Below are 16,931 nucleotides of genomic sequence, written 5' to 3'. Positions count from 1 at the left end.
AGCACCCATGAAGGCACGGCCGGGGTCCACCGGGTTCACCCGTCCGAGAATCCCCACCGCCTCCGCAGGTCCGCGCTCACCGTTTCGGTGTCCCGATTCCGGGTCTCCGGGACGAACCTGGCCACGAAGATCAGACCCACCAGACAGATGGCCGCGAAGATCCAGAACGTGGGGCCCTGCCCGATGAGTTCGATGACCGGCAGGAACAGCAGGCTCACCAGGAAGTTGGCCAGCCAGTTCACCGTCGCGCCCACGCTGGACCCGGTCGCCTGGTGGTCGGTAGGGAAGAGCTCCCCGAGCAGGATCCAGAAGATCGGGCCCATGCCGACGCCGAACGAGAGGATGTAGGCCATCATGAACACGAGCATGAAGAGCGGGGCCATGCCCACGCTGAATGCCAGTCCCAGCAGGCCGATGGAGACGAACATACCGGTCAGGGAGATGAGCAGCAGCGGGCGACGGCCGATCCGGTCGACGAGCCGCAGCGCCACCAGCGTGATGACGACGTTGACCACACCGATGAAGACCGAGTAGTAGATCGCGTTCGACGCCGACAGCCCGGCCTGACCCATGATCGTCGGCGCGTAGTAGAGGATCGTGTTGATCCCCACGAACTGCTGGAGCGCGGCCAGGGCCACGGCGACCAGGAGCGCCGCCAGAGCCGTGCCCTTGAACAGACTCGACGACCCCCTACGGGCCCTCTCCTCCTCTTGGCGATGTTCCTCGGTGACCCGGGCGACCACCTTGTCCGCCCCACCCGGTTCGGCGACGCTGTCCACGACCTCCCGCGCCCGCTGTGTCCTGCCGTTGCGGATCAGCCACGTGGGCGATTCGGGCAACCACACGGCCGCGATGAACAGGAGCGCGGCGGGGATGGCGCCGACCCCGAACATCAGGCGCCACATTCCGGCGTCGGCCAGGGCCCAGTTCACCAGGTAGGAGACGAGCAGGCCCACGGAGATGAACAGCTGGTTCAGGCCGAGGATGCGCCCTCGGATCTGCGCCGGCGCCATCTCACCGAGATAGGTCGGCACCGTGGCCGACACCCCGCCCACGGCCAGGCCCATGACGAACCGGCCGGCCAACAGCACCCAGTAGCCGGGGGCCAGAGCCGCGGCCATGATCCCGGCGAAGAAGACGACGCCGATGGCGCCCATGACAGGACGACGCCCGTAGCGGTCGGCGATACGTCCGCAGCCGAGGGCGCCGATGACGGCACCGAGCAACAGGATGCTCACGGCCGAGCTCTGTTGGAAGGACGTGAGTTCGAAGTCCTCCTGGATGAAGAGCAGCGCTCCGGAGATGATGCCGGTGTCGAAGCCGAACAGGAAGCTGCCCAGGGTGATCCCGATCGCCCATCTACGGACGGTCCTGAGTCCCTGGGGCGTGAGCTCGACGAAGTGGCTCTGCTGCCTGGGACGGGTGTTCAACGGTTGGCTACTCATGGCTCCCGGTTCTCCGTGATCTCCGCGCCGATACTTCCGGCCCGGTAGTGGTGGAGGGGGACCCGGCCGGCGTTCCACGCCCGCAGCACCGGCTCGACGATGCGCCACGACTCCACCGACATGTCGCCGCGCACCGACAGGGGCATCTCGTCGGAGAGCACTCCTCGGAGCACCTCGCCGTATTCGAGCAGTTCACCGGGATCGTAATCGGTGGCCAACGTGACCGGTGAGACGTCGTAGGGGTCTCCCGGGCCGTTCACGTTCAGGTCCATCCCGATGTGGCGAGAGCCCAGACCGATGCGCAGCCGGTTCTCGACGAGGTCACCGACGAGGCCGGTGGGGACGTGTTGTGGGGCCTTGAACCGGAAGACGATCTCCTGACGGGGCGAACCGATCGCCTTGCCGGTGCGGATCCGGAACGGCACACCGTGCCACCGCCAGGTGTGGACCGCGAACACGACCTCGCACAGGGTCTCGGTGCCGCGTTCGGGGTCGATACCGTCCTCGTCCACGTAGGCCGGCATCGAACGACCCTCGATGGCGCCGGCGGTGTAGCGGGCGCGGTGGCTGAACCGCTCCGGATCGTCCCGCCACACGCGAGTGGCCCGCAGGATCCGGGCCTTGGCGTCGCGTTCGTCGCGCGCGTCCAGGGTGCTGGGTGGTTCCATGGCCACCATGGCCAGGACCTGGAGCAGGTGGCTCTGGACCATGTCGCGCAGGGCTCCGGTGACGTCGTAGAAACCGGCCCGTCCCTCCAGTCCCAGGGACTCCTCGAAGAGGATGTCGACGGACTCCACGTGCTCGGAGGAGAGCAGTGGTTCGATCACCCGGTTGGCGAACCGGACACCGAGGATGTTGAGCACCGTCGTCATACCGAGGAAGTGGTCGACCCGGTGGACCTGTTCCTCCGGCACCAGTGCGTGGAGTAGCTCGTTGAGCGCGACGGCGTCGGCCATGTCGGTACCGAAGGGTTTCTCCAGGACCAGGCGCGTGTCCTCGGGGACGCCGATGCGTTCCAGGGTCCGGCAGCTCCCGACCACGACGGCGGGCGGCAACGCGAAGTAGAGGGTGACGCGGCCGCGGGCTCGGGCGAGGAGTCGACGCAGGTCGGATTCGTCGGTGGCGTCGGCCTGGACGTAGCGCGTGTTGCGTACGACGGTGTCGACGTCGGGCCCGCTCACACCCCCGTCCGCGAACGCGCGGGCCACCGTCTCTTGCCACTGTTCGTCGGTGCCCTCACCTTGGCCGCTGCCGATGAGGAGGAGGTCGCCCAGTGCGTCGGCGGCGACCAGGGTGCCCAACCCGGGCAGGAGCAGACGTTGGGTGAGGTCGCCTTGCGCACCCAGGATGATCAGGGTCTGGACCGATTCGTCCACCGAGTCTTGCATGGGTCTCCCGTTCACCCGGCGAACCCCGGACCGGCAGGCCCCGGACGCCCGGTGAGCGGGCGAACGGCGTGCCCGTCTCCGGTCCGGCCCCGAGGTCGAGGTGTTCGCGCGAGATAGTGATGAAGAGGCGATCCAGGCGGACCGCCGAAGGTGTACGCCGTGACCTTGGCGACCGGGGGACGCGCGACCTCGTCGAGCGCACCCTCCGGTGTGCGTCAGTGCGTCAGTGCGCCGAGTCGCCGGCTCCGCGCCGTGTGCTCACACGGGCGTCGGCGTCACAGGCGCAGGACCGGCTTCAGGACGCGGCCCTCGGCGGCGTCGGTGGCGGCCTCGTTGATCTGATCCGGGTCGTAGAGGCGGACCATCTTGTCGAAGGGCAACCGTCCGGCCCGGTACAACCCGACCAGTTCCGGGATGAAGTCGAAAACGTCGCTGTCACCCTCGGTCACCCCACGAATGGTGCGCCCGTTGAGCAGGAAGTTGACGTCGAAGGTGCCGTCGGTGCCCACGGGAGGCGCGCCGACCACGGCCGCCATACCGTCGCCCACCGCCAGGGAGTCGACCGCCTGGCGAAGCAGCGCGGGTACCCCACTGCTCTCCAGGGCGTGGGTGAGTCCCCGGCCGCCGGTGATCTCGGCGACGCGCGTGACGGTGTCCTCCTCCTTGCCGTTGATGGTGTGGGTGGCGCCCAGTTCACGGGCCAGTTCCAGACGGGAGGGCACGATGTCGATGGCGATGATCTTCGCGGCCGGGGTGAGCGCGGCACCCATGACCGCGGACAGGCCCACGGCTCCGGCTCCGAAGATCGCGACCGTGTCCCCACTGCCGGGGTCGAGTTCGTGGAGCACGGCCCCCACGCCGGTCTGGATCCCGCAACCCACCGGCGCCAGCATCGCGAGTTCGTCCTCGTCGGCCGCCTCGACCGGGACGACGCTGCGCGCGTGGGCCACGCAGTACGTGGCGAAGGAGGACTGTCCGAAGAAGCGGCCACCGATCGCCTCACCCGTGGTGGAACCGATCGGGGTGGTGCCGTCGGGGCGCCTGCCGTCGAAGTTGAGGGAAAGGAAGTCGACGCAGTAGGCGGGGTGTCCGTGCCGGCAGGATCGGCACTTCCCGCAGGAGCTGAAGGAGAGCAGGACCTTGTCGCCGGCCGAGACGTGGGTGACGCCCTCGCCCACCGCCTCCACCACGCCGGAACCCTCGTGGCCGAGCACGGCGGGCAGGGGGTGTGCAGGTGCTCGTCGCGGGTGGCCAGGTCGGTGTGGCAGATCCCGACACCCACCACGCGGACCAGGACCTCGTCGCGACGGGGTTCCTCCAGGCGGACGTCCTCCCAGGTGAAGGTGCCACTACCGGGATGGACCACCGCGGCCCTGGCTTCGGACATGACCGAGTCCTCTCTTGCGTCCGTCCCCCGAGAAGGGGAGATCGGGCACATTCTCCGTCAGGGTGAACGCGGTGGCCGCAGGACGCGCCGAGTGACCCGAGGTGGTCTAGCCTGGTCACCATGCCCGCGACCCTGAACACCCACCCTCCCGAACGGCTGCACCTGGAGGAGTTGGTCTTCTCGGTACGGGTCTCCTCACGGCGCAAGACGGCGGGTATCACCGTGGATCGGGACGGATCCCTGATCCTGCACGTCCCCGAGGGCATCGAGTGGGCACGGGTCCAGGAGTGGGTGCGACGCAAACGACACTGGGTCCGGGACAAGTTGGCGGACAAGGACGTGCTGATCTCACGCCAACCTCGGCGCGAGTTCGTCTCGGGTGAGGGCTTCGACTACCTGGGCCGCCGCTACCGGTTGAAGGTCACCGACCAGGTCGCCGGCGTGCACTTCAACGGTGGTCGGATCCGCATGAACCCGTCGGTGGCGAACGGTCCGGACCCGGCGGGCGCCCTGGTGGCCTGGTACCGGGATCGGGCGGAGAGGTGGGTGCTCCCCCGGCTGACGCCTTGGTGTGAGCGTATGGGTCTGCGCCCCGAGCAGGTGTGCGTGCGCGACCTGGGGCACCGCTGGGGGTCCGCGGGCAGGGGTGGCAGGCTCAACCTGCACTGGGCGCTGATGCAATTGCCGCCCACGATCGTGGACTACGTGCTGGTGCACGAACTCGCCCACATGGAGGTACCCGACCACTCCCCCGAGTTCTGGGACCGAGTACGCACCGTCATGCCCGACTACGAACGTCAGCGGGAGCGACTCGCCGTCCTGGGAGGTCAGGCCTGGTTGGGCTGACCTCCCAGGACGGTTCGTCTCGCGGTCATCCGTGGGCGAACTTCTTCTCCGCGAGATCGACCAGGCGGGGGCCGAGTTTCTTGGCGTCCTCCCTGGGGAAGAGCCAGACCTCGTTGAGCTTGAGCTTGATCAGCTCTCGGGTCATCTTCTTACGCAGCCGCTGACCCGGGATGTCGCCGTAGCCTCGGAGCGCGATGACCGCCCGCATGTCACGACTGGCCCGCCGGCTGAAGTCGACCAGCACCTCGCGCAGGTCCCCGGCGGGCTCTCCCGTCTCCTCGTCCCGCATGGTCGTGACGATCAGGTCGTAGAAGGGCGCTTCGGTGTTGGGGTCCAGGCCGGTGTCGTCGGCCTGCCGGCCCTCCTTCACATCGGTGTGCAGGTCCCGGAACGCCTCGTACATCGCGGCCCAGTTGCCGTCCAGCCGGGTGAGGATCTCGTCGAGGCGTTCGGAGAGCTTGCCGTAGTGCTCGGGGTCCTGGTCCAGGTTCTGGCTGATGTGGTGGCGTAGCGCGTGTTCCATCTCCGAGGCCTTGGCCCGGTCCGAGGACAACGCCTCGACCTTGCTCTCGAAGTCGCTCGCGGTGATGGCCGTGGGCGGGATCTTGGTCCGGATGTCGTGCACGCGGATGTACTGGTCGATGAGGTCGCGGACCTTGGCACCGTACAGGGAGGGGTCGAACCCGTCGTCCTCCCGGTAGCGGGCGCGGGCCAGGGTCGCGATGGCCCCGAAGGACTTGGCGTCGGGGACGAACTCGCGGGCCTCGGGCCGTGGCAGGACCGTCTCCAGGCTGCGGTTGAAGTCCTTGAGCGCACCCCGGAACTCACGGCGTCGAGACTCGTCCGCCAAGAGCTGGACGCACTTCTCCCGCTTCCCTTCGGTGTCGAACTCCTCCAGCCCGTGGATGGTGAAGATCTTGCGCACCCGCTCGTGCCGCTCGCGTAGGAGGGGCACTTCGCTGCGGACGCTGCTCAGGGCACCCTCGACGTCCTCGGCGGCGTAGGCGGCCAGCGCGGTCTTGAGGTGTTCGGCGACCCCGTAGTAGTCGATGACGTAGCCGACCCTCTTGCCCTTGGCGGTGCGGTTGACCCGGGCGATGGCTTGGAGGAGTTCGGCCTCCTTGATGTGCCGGTCCAGGTAGAGGATCTGTTCGTTGGGTGCGTCGAATCCGGTCAGCAGCATGGAGTTGACCACGAGGAAGGCGAGCGGGCTGGTCCGCTCGGGGTGGGGATCGGTCCCGAGCGGTAGGGATTTCTTGAACTCACGGATGCGGCTGCGGTGCTTGGTCTCGTTGGTCCAGTCCTTGCTCGCCTCCTTCCAGTCACCGCTGTCGTTGTGAGCGCCGGAGATGACGGCGGCGGCGTCCAGCCGGGCGATGAGGTCCCGATAGGGCAAGGCACGGATGAGTCGGGCCGTGGCCGCCCCGTGGGCTTCGGCGTCCTCGGCGGCCTCGGGGGTACGCAGTTCGTCGGGCAGGGCGTCGATCTCGGCGACCAGGGCGTCGCGGGCGGCGATGAGCGCGGCCTGATAGCGGACGGCCGCCTTGCGGGAGACCGCCACGACCTGGGCCTTGAAGCCGTTGGGCAGGATAACGTCCACGTAGTGCCGGAGCATGCTGGCGGCCTTGGCGGCGATCATCGCCTCGGCTTCCAGGACGTTGTTCTTGGTGGCGTAGCGGCGTTTGATCTCTTCGAGCTGTTCGGGGGTGGCGTCGATGATGCTGGGGAACAGTTCGTCGAGGTCGTTGCCGTCGCGCACGTGCGCCTTGGTGGTGCGGCCCTCATAGAGGATCGGCACGGTGGCGCCGTCGGCTTCGGACTGCTTGATCGTGTAGGAGTCGATGAAGGCGCCGAAGATCTTGCTGGTGAAGCGTTCCTTGTCGCCCAGGATGATGGGTGTGCCGGTGAACCCGACGCGTACGGCGTTGGGCAGGGCGCCCATCAGGTTGGCGTGCAGTTGGGAGCCCTGGGAACGGTGTGCCTCGTCGACCAGGACCAGGACCTCGCTGGAGTCGTCGGCCACGTCCAGCTGGGGGACGATCTCCTTCTTGGGCTTGGTCGAGTCGGTTTCCTCGGCCGACTCGTCCTCGGACACACCGCCGTCGGAGACACCGCCGCCCGGGTTCTCGGTGGCCTTGGCCTGGTACTTGTGGATCATCGCGAAGTACAGGCCCTTGCCGGGGATGGCCAGGGTGGATTCGAGCTCCTTGACCTTGGCGATGGTCTCGGTGCTCTCACCGGTGAGCGCCATGGTCGCCGACAGCTGGTCCTGGAGCTGGGTGCGGTCGGTGACCACGATGATCTTGAACGCGGTCAGCGCGGGGTGTGAGCGCATGGCCCGGACCAGGAACACCATGGTCAGACTCTTGCCGGAGCCCTGGGTGTGCCAGACGATGCCGCCACGCTGGTCCATCTCGCCGTGCTGGAGCCGGTTGGGTCGGGTGGCCATGCGCTCGATGGCGCGGTGGACGGCCCGGTACTGCTGGTAGCGGGCCACGACCTTGACCCGGCTGGTGTCCGTTTCCATGAACAGGGTGAAGTGCCGGACCAGGTCGAGCAGGATCGAGGGGCGCAGCATCCCGGCGACCAGGGTCTGTTGGCCGTTGATGTCCTTGGCGGCGTCGGGGCCGGTGAGGTCGAGTTCGGCGGCGACCTGCTCGGGGGTGGCGGGTTCGGTGGTCTTCCACTCCATGAAGTGTTCGGGGCCGGCGGTGAACCCGGCCGCGCGGGCGTTGGTGCCGTGCGCGGCGATGACGAACTGGTTGGTGTGGAAGAGCTTCTCGTTGCCTTCGCTCGCGCGAACGTCGTCGCGCTGGTTGGCGTAGCGGCGCAGCTGATCGATGGCGGTGGCCATGGGGTTGGCGACGTTGGGGGACTTGGCCTCGATGACGACCAGGGGGACGCCGTTGACGAAGAGGACCAGGTCAGGAATGATCCGGTCGGTTCCGGGGGCACCGGGGCCGTCCAGGACGAAGCCGCGCACGACGCGAAAGTCGTTGTTGTCGACGTCGTCGAAGTCGATGAACCGGACGGTCTGCCGGCGACCGCCGTTCCAGCCTTCCACCCCGTCGACCTGGGTGCCGACGAGGAGACGGCCGGTCAGTTCCTCGTTGATCTCGATGAGCGTGCGCGCCTGGGGGCGGCTGAGCGAACTGATGGCTTGATCGATGCGGCCCTCATCGAGCCATTCGTCGCCATTGTCGTCGAGGTTGATCCGCCGCAGGGCGGCGCGGAGCGGGAGTTCGAGGAGTGTCTGGGTGAAGGAAGAGCGCGCGTCGCTTTCCCCGAGGGTCCACCCCATGGTGGTGAGCTGGTCGATGAGGGGTTTCTCGGCCAGCTCCCACTCGGGTCCGGTGGGTTGCTTGCCGGTTGGTCGGTCTCCGGCGGAGCGACTTCCGGGCTGCTGCGGACCGGAGGAGTGTGGGGATGGGCCCTCGGGGGTGTGCATCGGGCACCTTTCGTCACAGGCGTCTCAGCGTGCGGGCGACATGTCCATGTTGCCCAGATTCTGCCGGACGGTGACGACAAACGCCCGCCGTTTCGGGCTTTCGAGGGCCCGAACTCGATAGCCAGAGACTACTGGGTGGCTGAGCCTTCACGCAGGGCACTCAGGAGAGTGGTCCAGGTGGAGGGGGTGAAGGTGAGGTGACCCAGGGAGCGGTTCTGCGTGTCACGAACATGGACATGGTGTGAGGTGTCCGCGATCTCGACGCAGTGGCCTCCCTGGTTACCGCTGTAGCTGGACTTACGCCAGTTCAGGGCGACCTCGACGCAGTCGCCCCGGTTACCGCTATAGCTGGACCTACTCCAGTCAGAAGGGGTTGATGCCATGGCTGTGCGCCTCCTTGTAGCGGGAAATGAAGTCAACAGATTCATCTGGCGAGAGTGCCAGCGAACGCAGAACCCCGAATCGCAGAACGTATTGTTCCACTTCCGCAGTGCCAGCGGTCACGCGACCAGCACCCGGCGTCTCAGAGTAAGCCCACCGTTCACCATCACCCAACTCCAGGACAGTGAACGCACCATCCAGGGCCGCGTGCGCCCCCTTCGCGAAGGGTAGAACTTGGAGACGAACGTACGACTTACTCGCCAGTTCCACCAACCGATCCAGTTGGCCACCCATGATCTCTCGGTCTCCCATTGGACGCCGAAGCACACTCTCATCAAGGACCGACCAGACCAAAGTCGGCTGTTCCCGCTCCAACATGGTCTGACGACTCACCCGAGTATCCAGTAGCCGCTCCAGTTCTTGCTCTGCGATCGGCGGCCAGCTCGCACCGATCACTGCGCGCGCATAGTCCGGAGTTTGAAAGAAACCGGGCACGACCTGAGTCTGAAAGTCTTGGATGCTTTCGGCGTCTTGTTCGAGCTCCACATACTCCTTGAAGCCCTGGGGGTACCCATCCTGGTCACCAGGCCATAGGCGTAGGAGTCCACCGCGCGCGCTGAGTACCTCGTCTGCCTTCGCAGCGAAACCTTTTCGTGGCACACGTTCAGCACGCTCAACCGCACCCAGCATCTGATGCGAGATCAGCGTGGCCTTGGCCAACTCACGCTGAGAGAGATCTGCCGTCTTGCGCAGCCTCTGCAATTCACTACCAAATCGGACTAATGCGGACCTAGAGACCGTCTTTTTGCCACTCGCCATGACCACAGTTGACCACAAGCGAACACTCGATACTGCACTTTTCCACAACTCGCTACTTCTGCTGGCCGAACGAGACTTTTAAGCATTGGGCGTGCAACCGTGACCAGGTGAGGCCGGCCGCCACACAAAGACGGCCCTGATCCGGTGCGCTAACACCGAACCAGGGCCTTAGCCCACAACCTGAGATAGCAGGCGAGGACTCATGGTCAACCGTATCGTTCCCATTGCTGCCAAGCGCCAGCGGATCCCGCTGCGCCGCTGCTCCTTCCGGTTCTCCGGAGAGCACTCAAGCGTCACCCAGGCCCGCGACTGGCTCAGCCGACGCCTGAAGATCGTCGGTGTTCCCGAGGAAATCAGCGACACCGCGCTGCTCCTGCTCTCGGAGCTGGCGACCAACCAGGTACTGCACGCCCTGGACCCGACCCACGACACCACCGGCGGAGACTACTTCGTCCGAGTGTTCTTCTCCCCCGAACGCCTCCGCGTGGAAGTCCGAGACGCACAGGGCCGCTCCCCCAAGTTCCATATAGCGGACCCCGACCCCGACGCCGAACACGGACGCGGGCTGTTCCTGGTGAACGCCCTCGCCTCCCGGTGGGGACGCTTCGAGTCGGGCCGTGGCCCCGGCATGTTCTTCGAGCTCCGTTGGGAGCGGTGATCACCTTGACCGGCTACCACCTGCGGCCCAGTGAAACCGTCCTGCGCCTGCGCGCGGAGTTCCCCGACTTCCTCATCTGCGAGTTGAGCGGGGAACCCGGAAAGCCTTGCTTCACCGCGACCAGCACCCGAACCAACGCCAACGGCCGGCCCGAGCTGGTCGTGACAGCGAGCCCGGAGGAGTTGAGGCGAGCTCTCACCATCCTCGCGACGGACGAGACCCACATGGGTGAGGACGGTGGTCGGAAATGACCCTGGACACTTTGGATGTCCCCGTGGCGAACCACCTGTGCCGGCTTCGGGCCACCTTCCGAAAGCGGGGCTGGACCATCTGGCACGGAGACTCCACCGGCCAGTACTGGGCGGCGCACACGGGCCTGATGGTGCTGGTCAGTGGCGACAGCGCACAGACGCTGACCAAGGAGATCGAACGAATCCAGCCGAGCAGGTACCCGGCCAAGGTGCCCACCCCTCGGCGCTTCTCCCCCTGGCGACGACCTGACCGCACCCACCGAATGAACCCGTTCCGCTGACCACACACCCACCGTGGCCCGGGATCCCATCCCGGGCCACGCCCCTGTGTCCCGACCCTGGGAGTCACACGGGAAGTTCGTCAAGCTGGTTCACACGCACCCGCCCGGTGAGCAGGTCATCCATCAGCCCAGCCTTCAGCTTGCGCAGCTTCTCCAGCCGAGCCTTCTCCGCCGCGATCCGCTCATCGTGTGCCTGAACGATCGAAACGATGCGCCGCTGTTCTTCTAGAGAGACCAACGGGACAGGGAAGGACTTAACTTGGGTCGAGTTGATCGAAGCCAAGTTTGTACTCTGCTTCGATGCTAGCCGGAAATAGTTTTTCCCATACCAGGAAGCAGAATATATCGACAAAAATTCGGGAAGCATTCGACTTTGATCACACCTGATCCTGAAAATGTGATTCTGATACAGGCAATCTTCAATTTCACCCCGCCAAACCGTACCACGACCCAACTTATCAAAATCACCACCTTCAGTCATCAGAAAGTCACCAGGACGAAGAGTGTACCTCGCCGCAGCACTGGCAGGAAGGAATATTTCCTTCACTTCATTCAGGTCCAAGTGGCCATCTTGAACGTTGGCTACTGTGATACATGGAAATTTTCCCCCCACCCCTACAATCGACCCTCCTAAGGTGACACCACTGGCCACATCGGCAACTCCAATCAAAGGCCCACGCCTGCCATCCAGAACATCAAAGAACAGATATGACACCAATCCATCTTTAGCCAGAGAGAGCTTTTTAAGACAATCAGAAGAAGCACCGATAGACTCATCCATAGCATCAAGCAAATCAGCAATTCGTCGCTGCTCTGCCAGGCTCAGGAATGGGACATTGAAGTGCGAGAAGAAAGCTGAAGGAACTCGCCGCTGCCCAGCAGATCCAACCATGAAGGCTTCGGCTTTTTGCCTCAACAGGCGAGACTGCGCCCACTGCGCAATAAATCGACTATCAGAGAGCCCACCAGCTCGAAGGACATGAAATTCTGTACTCCCAAACCCACACCCGGAAACCAGATTCTCTACTAGAGCACCCTTACCGTTCTCCATACAAGGGGTGATTTTCGCGAAAAGAATATCCTGGTCCCGAAAGGGAGTATATCCACCAGACCCTCGAACATCCCTCACCTGAGAGGACGATACTTTCCCATCATCTGTAACGTCAGACATACTCAGGAAAGTACATTCCCCCCGAGCTGGAAGCTGAGTACCAGGATTGACATGGGCCAGCTCAGAAAATGGAACATATTTCAAAGAGTCAGACATACCCAAGCTCCTTTAGGAAACCGTTCAGCTTGGCCTCAGCCTTCTCCTGGCGACCCTCGATCTGCTCCAGTGAAGTCTGGTATTTGTCCCACCAGTTCTCCAAATCACCCACCACCACGCGCCGCTGTTGGTCGGAGTACTCTTGGAGCTCTCCCGCCAATTCCCGCTCGGCGAAGTCCAGAACATAGGCACGCTCCCTCTCGTGTCCCATCCCCTGACGCTCCATCTTCAGCGCCGCGATCAAGTCCTCACGCAGGGTCTTGACCTTCTTTTTCGCTTCGGTGCGCCGCTTCTTGAAGTTCTTCAGCTCGGCCTCACTCACCGCCGTCGAGTTCTTCGCGCCTCCCCCTGCGCTTCCCTCGTCCCCAGCCTCGTCATCACTCTCGACCGGTTCTGGGGTCGCGGCCTTGATCTGGGCGTCCAGCTTCGACGCCTCTTGCTCGGCTTCGGACAGCTTCTCCAGGTACCCAGGAAGCAACACCTTCACCAGCGGATGCTCGGCCGGATCCTTGGGCGGAGCCGCCTCCAGGCCATCCTCGATATTGGTGATCCAGCCATCCAGCACCCCACCGAACCCGTTCGCCGCGAGGGTCCGCATGTCGTACTGGATCCCATCCCACCAGCGCACGACCACACCAGTGGTCTCGAACCGGTCCAGCGATCCCACCGGCTCCAGAGCTTCGACGAAGCTGTTGATCAGCTCCCGGCGCACCTTCATCAGGTGCTTGGTCTCCGGCAATGCCACTACCAACTCACCCTGGCGCTGCCACCACTCATCCAAGGCCTTGAACAGCTCGGCGCGCTTGGCGTGCACACCCATGTCCCCGGACACCTGGGCGGCCAGATTCCCCCGGGTCAATCCCGCCGCGAAGTCCCGGTAGGGCCCGTGTTCCCCATCGCTACCTTCCGAACGTGGAATGAGCGTGTGCTCCACGCTGAAGCCGATGCGCGCGAAGTCCTCGGCCTTCGCCTCGATCTCCGCTTCGGGCACCCCACCATGCAGGTGGGCGTAGACGTCCTGTGGCTCCGGCGGCGGGGCGTTGTCCACGTACCGGCGGATGTTGAAGTTGAAGTCGTTATCCTTCAACTCCTCCAGGTCCACCACCCGCGAGTATCCGGGGATCTCGGCGAAGTTCTCGTAGGCGTACAGGACCTTTTCGGTGTGCTCGGGCAGCAGGTGGTTCTGTGCCTTGCCCGCTTTGAACTCCCGGTCGGCGTTGATGAACAACACCTTGTCCTTACGCTGGGCCGGCTTGCTGCGCGGGGCCCGGAAGACGATCACGCACGCCGGGATACCCGTCCCATAGAACAGGTTGGGCGCCAGACCGATGACCGCCTCGATGCAGTCGTCTCGCACGAGTTCGGTGCGGATCTGGCGTTCCTCACCACCCCGGAAAAGCACACCGTGCGGCATGACGGTGGCGCCCCTGCCACTCCCCTCGGTCAGCACCGCCACCATATGCTGGAGGAACATCAGGTCGGCCTTCTTGGAGTCGTCCTTGACCCTCCCCCAGCGATACCGAGCGTCGGCGAACTGCGCTTCCTCCCCCTTGAACACCTGGGAGAACGGAGGGTTGGCCAGTACCACCTCGAACCGGTCCAGCTTGCCGTCACTGACGTGTCGGGGGTTGATGAGGGTGTCGTCGTTCTCCAGGTCGGCGTCGGGGATGCCGTGCAGCAGCAGGTTCATCTTGGAGATGGACCACGAACCACCGTTGAGCTCCTGGCCGGCAAGCTTCAAGTCGTCGGGGTTACGACCCTGTTCCTCCATGTGCTGCTTGGCCATGATGAGCATTCCGCCCGAACCGGCGGTCGGGTCGTAGACGCTCTCACCCTCGGTCGGGTCCACGAGCTGAGCCATCATCCGCACCACCGGGCGCGGGGTGTAGAACTCACCACCACGCTTGCCCGCCGAGTCGGCGAACCGGCCGATGAGGTACTCGTAGGCGGCGCCGAGCAGGTCGGGGAACTCGAAGTCGGCGTCACGCAGGCTGTGCTTGTTGAAGTGTTGGATCAGGTCTCGGAGGGAGCGGTCCGACAGCCGGGTCTTGCCGATGGTGGCGTTGAAGTCGATGTGCTGGACCACGCCCTCCAGCTCGGGGTTGGCGCCCTCCAACGCCTCCAACGCCTTGTTCAGCTCGCTACCGACGTTGGTGTGCACCTTGTTCCGAAGGCGCTCCCAGCGCGCCTCCTTCGGCACGAAGAACACCCCGTCGTAGAAGACGGGATCCTCCTTGAGTTCCTCGGCCTCCTCAGGGGTGTGGCCATCCTCCACGAGCTCTTGGACCACCTGGGCCTGCTGTTCGACGAACTCGTCCGAAGCACGCTTCAGGAACAACATCCCGAAGATGTACTCCTTGTACTCGGAGGCGTCCATCCTCCCGCGCAGGATGTCGGCCGCCGAGAACAGGTGCCGTTCCAGCTGGGGCAAGGTGAGTTTGACGTGCGTGACCACAGGGTCCCCTCTTGAAGTGTTCGCGTTGGTTTCCAGATCCCATCGACGCGAGAAACCCAGCTTAGGAGCGGGCTCGGACAAGACCGAATCAACGGCTTCGGGGGAGGCCGGGCCACGACCTCCCCGCCCCTCGGCTCCGGGCCGGCCGGTCGGAACCCGGCTACTCCGCCTCGCCGCGCAGAACCTGCTCCGCCAACTCCACCAGGGACCCCTCACCCTGGACGAACCAGAGCTTGGGGCCCTGCACGGCCTTGGGTGCCTTGCTACCCATGGCCTCCTGGATCATCCGCAAGGACAGGGTGCTCGGGGCGTACCGCTGACCATCCCAGGCCCACAAGAGCGGATGCGATCGGTCATTGACCCACGTGGCGTACCGCCGTTCGGGCACTTCCTCCAGCCAGGCGCGCATGCCCTTGCGCTGCGGCCCGCTCTGCGGCTCGAACACCAGGGTGGTGCCCTCCGCGATCGCGCCTGCGTCTACCAGAGTGCTCACCATGCGCGGTTTGCGCTGCTTCTTAGGCTTAGTGTAGGCCGCTCGTACCTCTGGGGACACGGCCTGGCCGGTCTCCAGGTGGGTGAGCACGTGTTCACTCAGCCGCTCGCAACGCTCCGGGTTCTTGAAGGTGGTGAGCGGATAGCTGGTGTTACCGAAGAGCGTGTCCACGTAGTGGATCGTCAGGTCCAGAAGAAGTTCAACGGACTCGGCCGCATTCTCCAGCTCGGTGTCCCAGTCCGAGTCCAGGTCACCGATCTCGCTGGTGTCGGTGTTCTGGAACACCATGTGGGTGATGAACAGCCGACCTTGTTCGGCGATGGCCGAGCCACGCCCCTCCCGCTGATCGGCGAGGAACTTCAACCGTTCTTGGGCCACCCGGAACAGGCGGACACTGTTCCAAACCCGCGCACTGGTGGGTTCGGGGCCGAAGAGACGCTTGTACAGGGGATCCGCCGCCGGTCCCCACAGAACGTCCTCGTTCTCCTTGGCCCTGGCCACCCATTCGGGGCGCGCCTCGGCGCACAGGAGCGCCAGCGTGGCCTCACGAACCGTGCAACCGACGTCCTGCGAGGGGATGATCTGCTCACCCCGCTTGAGCGCGTAGGTCTTGCCCAGGGTCAGCGCCAGGTCGTCCCGGAGTTCGGCTTGGACCTTGTCCAGCGCCACGAAGTCGCGTCGCTCCACCTGGTTCTGGGTGTTGGTCGCGGTGGTGACGCGCTCGCCGAAGTCGTCGTCCTGTTCACCCAGGGAGATGAAACGGACCGCTACCTGAGCGCGCTCCCCCACCTTTGGGTCCTCTCGGACGGCACGGTGGATGGCGGTGACGGTCTGGGCTCCGTTGACGATGCTGGCGCCCTCCACCGTCAATTGACCGCTGCCTCCGGGGACCCCCTTGTACTTCACACCCCTGTGTACCGAGTCCGCAAGCACGGTGATGCCGTTGTTGAAGTACCAGAAGTGTTCTGGTTCGGATTTAAGGGTCTCGATGAGTTCCTGGTTGACCCCGGTGACGCCGAGCGATCGACGGATGTTGCGGTCGAAGAGCCGATCACCGTGGTCCTCGTACCAGTCCTTGATCTGCCCGACCGGGACCATGCCGAAGTAGGCGGGATAGGGGCCCTCGTACTCGCTGCATCGGTCGACCATCACGTCCAGGTCCACCCGGGCACGATCGATCCCGGTCTTGACGATCTGGTGGAAGTCGCTCAAGTGCAGGTATTCGACGTCGATGGTGTCAACACCATGCTTGTGGACATGCTGGTCGTTCTTACGCTTGATGTTCTCGTGGACCGGATCATCACCGAGGAGTGCCATGACGACGGTGATCTTGACCGACGGGTTCTCGATCGCGTCGAGGACGTCGGGCCACTTCTTCTGGAAGCGCTCGTTGAAGTCGACCACCTCGGTGGACAGGATCTGACCGACGCCCTCCCAGAACTTCAACACGGCTTCGGAGTTGAGCGTGGCGTTCCCCTTGGCCCTCCACTTGGACTGGACCAACCACAACCGGCTCCGGCTGCTGTCGACATGGACGGCGTCGATCCCGCCATCGTCCGTGCCATCGATAACGGAGGCTCCGGCCTCGTCCAGTTCACAGCCGGAGAGCTTCGCCACGGCCAGCGCGGCCAGCCCTCTGGTGAGTGCAGTGGAGGAGGGTTCTTCATCCAGGAGGGAATTACCAGGGGCGTCACTGAAGTTGATCGAGTCCGCGAAGTACCGGCGGATGGCGTTCTTGACGTGCCGAACGGCAATGGGGGTGGCCATAGGCGAAATCCTATCCCTGTGCCCGTAAGGACCTGGGGAGTTTCA

The 16,931-nt window shown here is 64.8% G+C and carries 13 protein-coding genes; 4 read left to right on the top strand and 9 right to left on the bottom strand.

The genetic code is table 11. The features are described from left to right. Positions 1 to 35 precede the first annotated feature (35 nt). The 3 genes from NLI01S_RS00300 to NLI01S_RS00290 all read right to left on the bottom strand — a co-directional run bounded on the left by NLI01S_RS00300 (position 36) and on the right by NLI01S_RS00290 (position 4,047). A complete protein-coding gene (locus NLI01S_RS00300) occupies positions 36 to 1,445 on the bottom strand; it encodes a sugar porter family MFS transporter (protein WP_067597213.1) in 1,410 nt (469 codons plus the stop codon). Continuing rightward, positions 1,442 to 2,833 carry a glucose-6-phosphate dehydrogenase gene (locus NLI01S_RS00295; protein WP_067597211.1) on the bottom strand — a complete coding sequence of 464 codons (1,392 nt, stop codon included), beginning with the start codon at positions 2,831 to 2,833 and terminating at the stop codon, positions 1,442 to 1,444. The genes NLI01S_RS00300 and NLI01S_RS00295 overlap by 4 nt, the downstream gene beginning before the upstream one ends. 275 nt (positions 2,834 to 3,108) lie before the next feature. Further along, positions 3,109 to 4,047 carry an NAD(P)-dependent alcohol dehydrogenase gene (locus tag NLI01S_RS00290; protein WP_263363262.1) on the bottom strand — a complete coding sequence of 313 codons (939 nt, stop codon included), beginning with the start codon at positions 4,045 to 4,047 and terminating at the stop codon, positions 3,109 to 3,111. 293 nt (positions 4,048 to 4,340) lie between these two features. Between NLI01S_RS00290 and NLI01S_RS00285 the strand changes: the two genes are divergently transcribed. Beyond that, positions 4,341 to 5,066: a M48 family metallopeptidase gene (locus NLI01S_RS00285; protein WP_067597209.1), complete on the top strand. Its 726-nt coding sequence runs from the start codon at positions 4,341 to 4,343 to the stop codon at positions 5,064 to 5,066. A 25-nt stretch (positions 5,067 to 5,091) separates the two neighbouring features. Here the strand turns inward: NLI01S_RS00285 and NLI01S_RS00280 are convergent, their stop codons facing one another. The 3 genes from NLI01S_RS00280 to NLI01S_RS00275 all read right to left on the bottom strand — a co-directional run bounded on the left by NLI01S_RS00280 (position 5,092) and on the right by NLI01S_RS00275 (position 9,714). Continuing rightward, positions 5,092 to 8,514 (bottom strand): type I restriction endonuclease subunit R, encoded by a 3,423-nt coding sequence (locus NLI01S_RS00280; protein ID WP_084392188.1) that lies wholly within the window; start codon positions 8,512 to 8,514, stop codon positions 5,092 to 5,094. A 128-nt stretch (positions 8,515 to 8,642) separates the two neighbouring features. Continuing rightward, complete coding sequence (locus NLI01S_RS24900; RefSeq protein WP_084392187.1) at positions 8,643 to 8,897, bottom strand: DUF397 domain-containing protein; 255 nt, start codon at positions 8,895 to 8,897, stop codon at positions 8,643 to 8,645. Continuing rightward, positions 8,878 to 9,714, bottom strand: coding sequence for a helix-turn-helix domain-containing protein (locus NLI01S_RS00275; RefSeq protein ID WP_084392217.1), 837 nt, complete (start codon positions 9,712 to 9,714; stop codon positions 8,878 to 8,880). The genes NLI01S_RS24900 and NLI01S_RS00275 overlap by 20 nt, the downstream gene beginning before the upstream one ends. A gap of 202 nt (positions 9,715 to 9,916) precedes the next feature. Here NLI01S_RS00275 and NLI01S_RS00270 point away from each other — a divergent pair, with 202 nt between their 5' ends. Genes NLI01S_RS00270 through NLI01S_RS00260 form a run of 3 tightly spaced genes read left to right on the top strand, consistent with a single transcriptional unit; the run spans position 9,917 to position 10,904 of the window. Continuing rightward, positions 9,917 to 10,372, top strand: a complete 456-nt coding sequence (locus NLI01S_RS00270) for an ATP-binding protein (RefSeq protein ID WP_067597202.1) — start codon at positions 9,917 to 9,919, stop codon at positions 10,370 to 10,372. Beyond that, positions 10,369 to 10,623, top strand: a complete 255-nt coding sequence (locus tag NLI01S_RS00265) for a hypothetical protein (RefSeq protein WP_067597200.1) — start codon at positions 10,369 to 10,371, stop codon at positions 10,621 to 10,623. Before NLI01S_RS00270 ends, NLI01S_RS00265 begins: the two co-directional genes overlap by 4 nt. Continuing rightward, positions 10,620 to 10,904 carry a hypothetical protein gene (locus NLI01S_RS00260; protein WP_067597197.1) on the top strand — a complete coding sequence of 95 codons (285 nt, stop codon included), beginning with the start codon at positions 10,620 to 10,622 and terminating at the stop codon, positions 10,902 to 10,904. The genes NLI01S_RS00265 and NLI01S_RS00260 overlap by 4 nt, the downstream gene beginning before the upstream one ends. A 64-nt stretch (positions 10,905 to 10,968) precedes the next feature. Here the strand turns inward: NLI01S_RS00260 and NLI01S_RS26165 are convergent, their stop codons facing one another. From NLI01S_RS26165 to NLI01S_RS00245, 3 genes are all read right to left on the bottom strand, one after another. Continuing rightward, complete coding sequence (locus tag NLI01S_RS26165) at positions 10,969 to 12,171, bottom strand: restriction endonuclease subunit S (protein ID WP_084392185.1); 1,203 nt, start codon at positions 12,169 to 12,171, stop codon at positions 10,969 to 10,971. Next, positions 12,164 to 14,626 (bottom strand): type I restriction-modification system subunit M, encoded by a 2,463-nt coding sequence (locus tag NLI01S_RS00250; RefSeq protein WP_067597193.1) that lies wholly within the window; start codon positions 14,624 to 14,626, stop codon positions 12,164 to 12,166. Before NLI01S_RS00250 ends, NLI01S_RS26165 begins: the two co-directional genes overlap by 8 nt. A gap of 160 nt (positions 14,627 to 14,786) precedes the next feature. Next, entirely contained in the window at positions 14,787 to 16,886 is a 2,100-nt protein-coding gene (locus tag NLI01S_RS00245; protein ID WP_067597191.1) for an AIPR family protein, read from the bottom strand. Positions 16,887 to 16,931: the final 45 nt, after the last annotated feature.

This window comes from Nocardiopsis listeri NBRC 13360 (assembly GCF_001570765.1).
Taxonomy (GTDB): Bacteria; Actinomycetota; Actinomycetes; order Streptosporangiales; family Streptosporangiaceae; genus Nocardiopsis; species Nocardiopsis listeri.
The sequence above is the reverse complement of the archived record's forward strand: the minus strand, read 5'-3'. Positions and strand labels throughout refer to the sequence as shown.

Bases quoted from the DNA above. Each gene is read 5' to 3' on its own strand.
- NLI01S_RS00270 (WP_067597202.1), top strand. From the start codon at position 9,917: ATGGTCAACCGTATCGTTCCCATTGCTGCCAAGCGCCAGCGGATCCCG.
- NLI01S_RS00275 (WP_084392217.1), bottom strand. From the start codon at position 9,714: ATGGCGAGTGGCAAAAAGACGGTCTCTAGGTCCGCATTAGTCCGATTT.
- NLI01S_RS00245 (WP_067597191.1), bottom strand. From the start codon at position 16,886: ATGGCCACCCCCATTGCCGTTCGGCACGTCAAGAACGCCATCCGCCGG.
- NLI01S_RS00285 (WP_067597209.1), top strand. From the start codon at position 4,341: ATGCCCGCGACCCTGAACACCCACCCTCCCGAACGGCTGCACCTGGAG.
- NLI01S_RS24900 (WP_084392187.1), bottom strand. From the start codon at position 8,897: ATGGCATCAACCCCTTCTGACTGGAGTAGGTCCAGCTATAGCGGTAAC.
- NLI01S_RS00260 (WP_067597197.1), top strand. From the start codon at position 10,620: ATGACCCTGGACACTTTGGATGTCCCCGTGGCGAACCACCTGTGCCGG.
- NLI01S_RS00280 (WP_084392188.1), bottom strand. From the start codon at position 8,514: ATGCACACCCCCGAGGGCCCATCCCCACACTCCTCCGGTCCGCAGCAG.
- NLI01S_RS00300 (WP_067597213.1), bottom strand. From the start codon at position 1,445: ATGAGTAGCCAACCGTTGAACACCCGTCCCAGGCAGCAGAGCCACTTC.
- NLI01S_RS26165 (WP_084392185.1), bottom strand. From the start codon at position 12,171: ATGTCTGACTCTTTGAAATATGTTCCATTTTCTGAGCTGGCCCATGTC.
- NLI01S_RS00295 (WP_067597211.1), bottom strand. From the start codon at position 2,833: ATGCAAGACTCGGTGGACGAATCGGTCCAGACCCTGATCATCCTGGGT.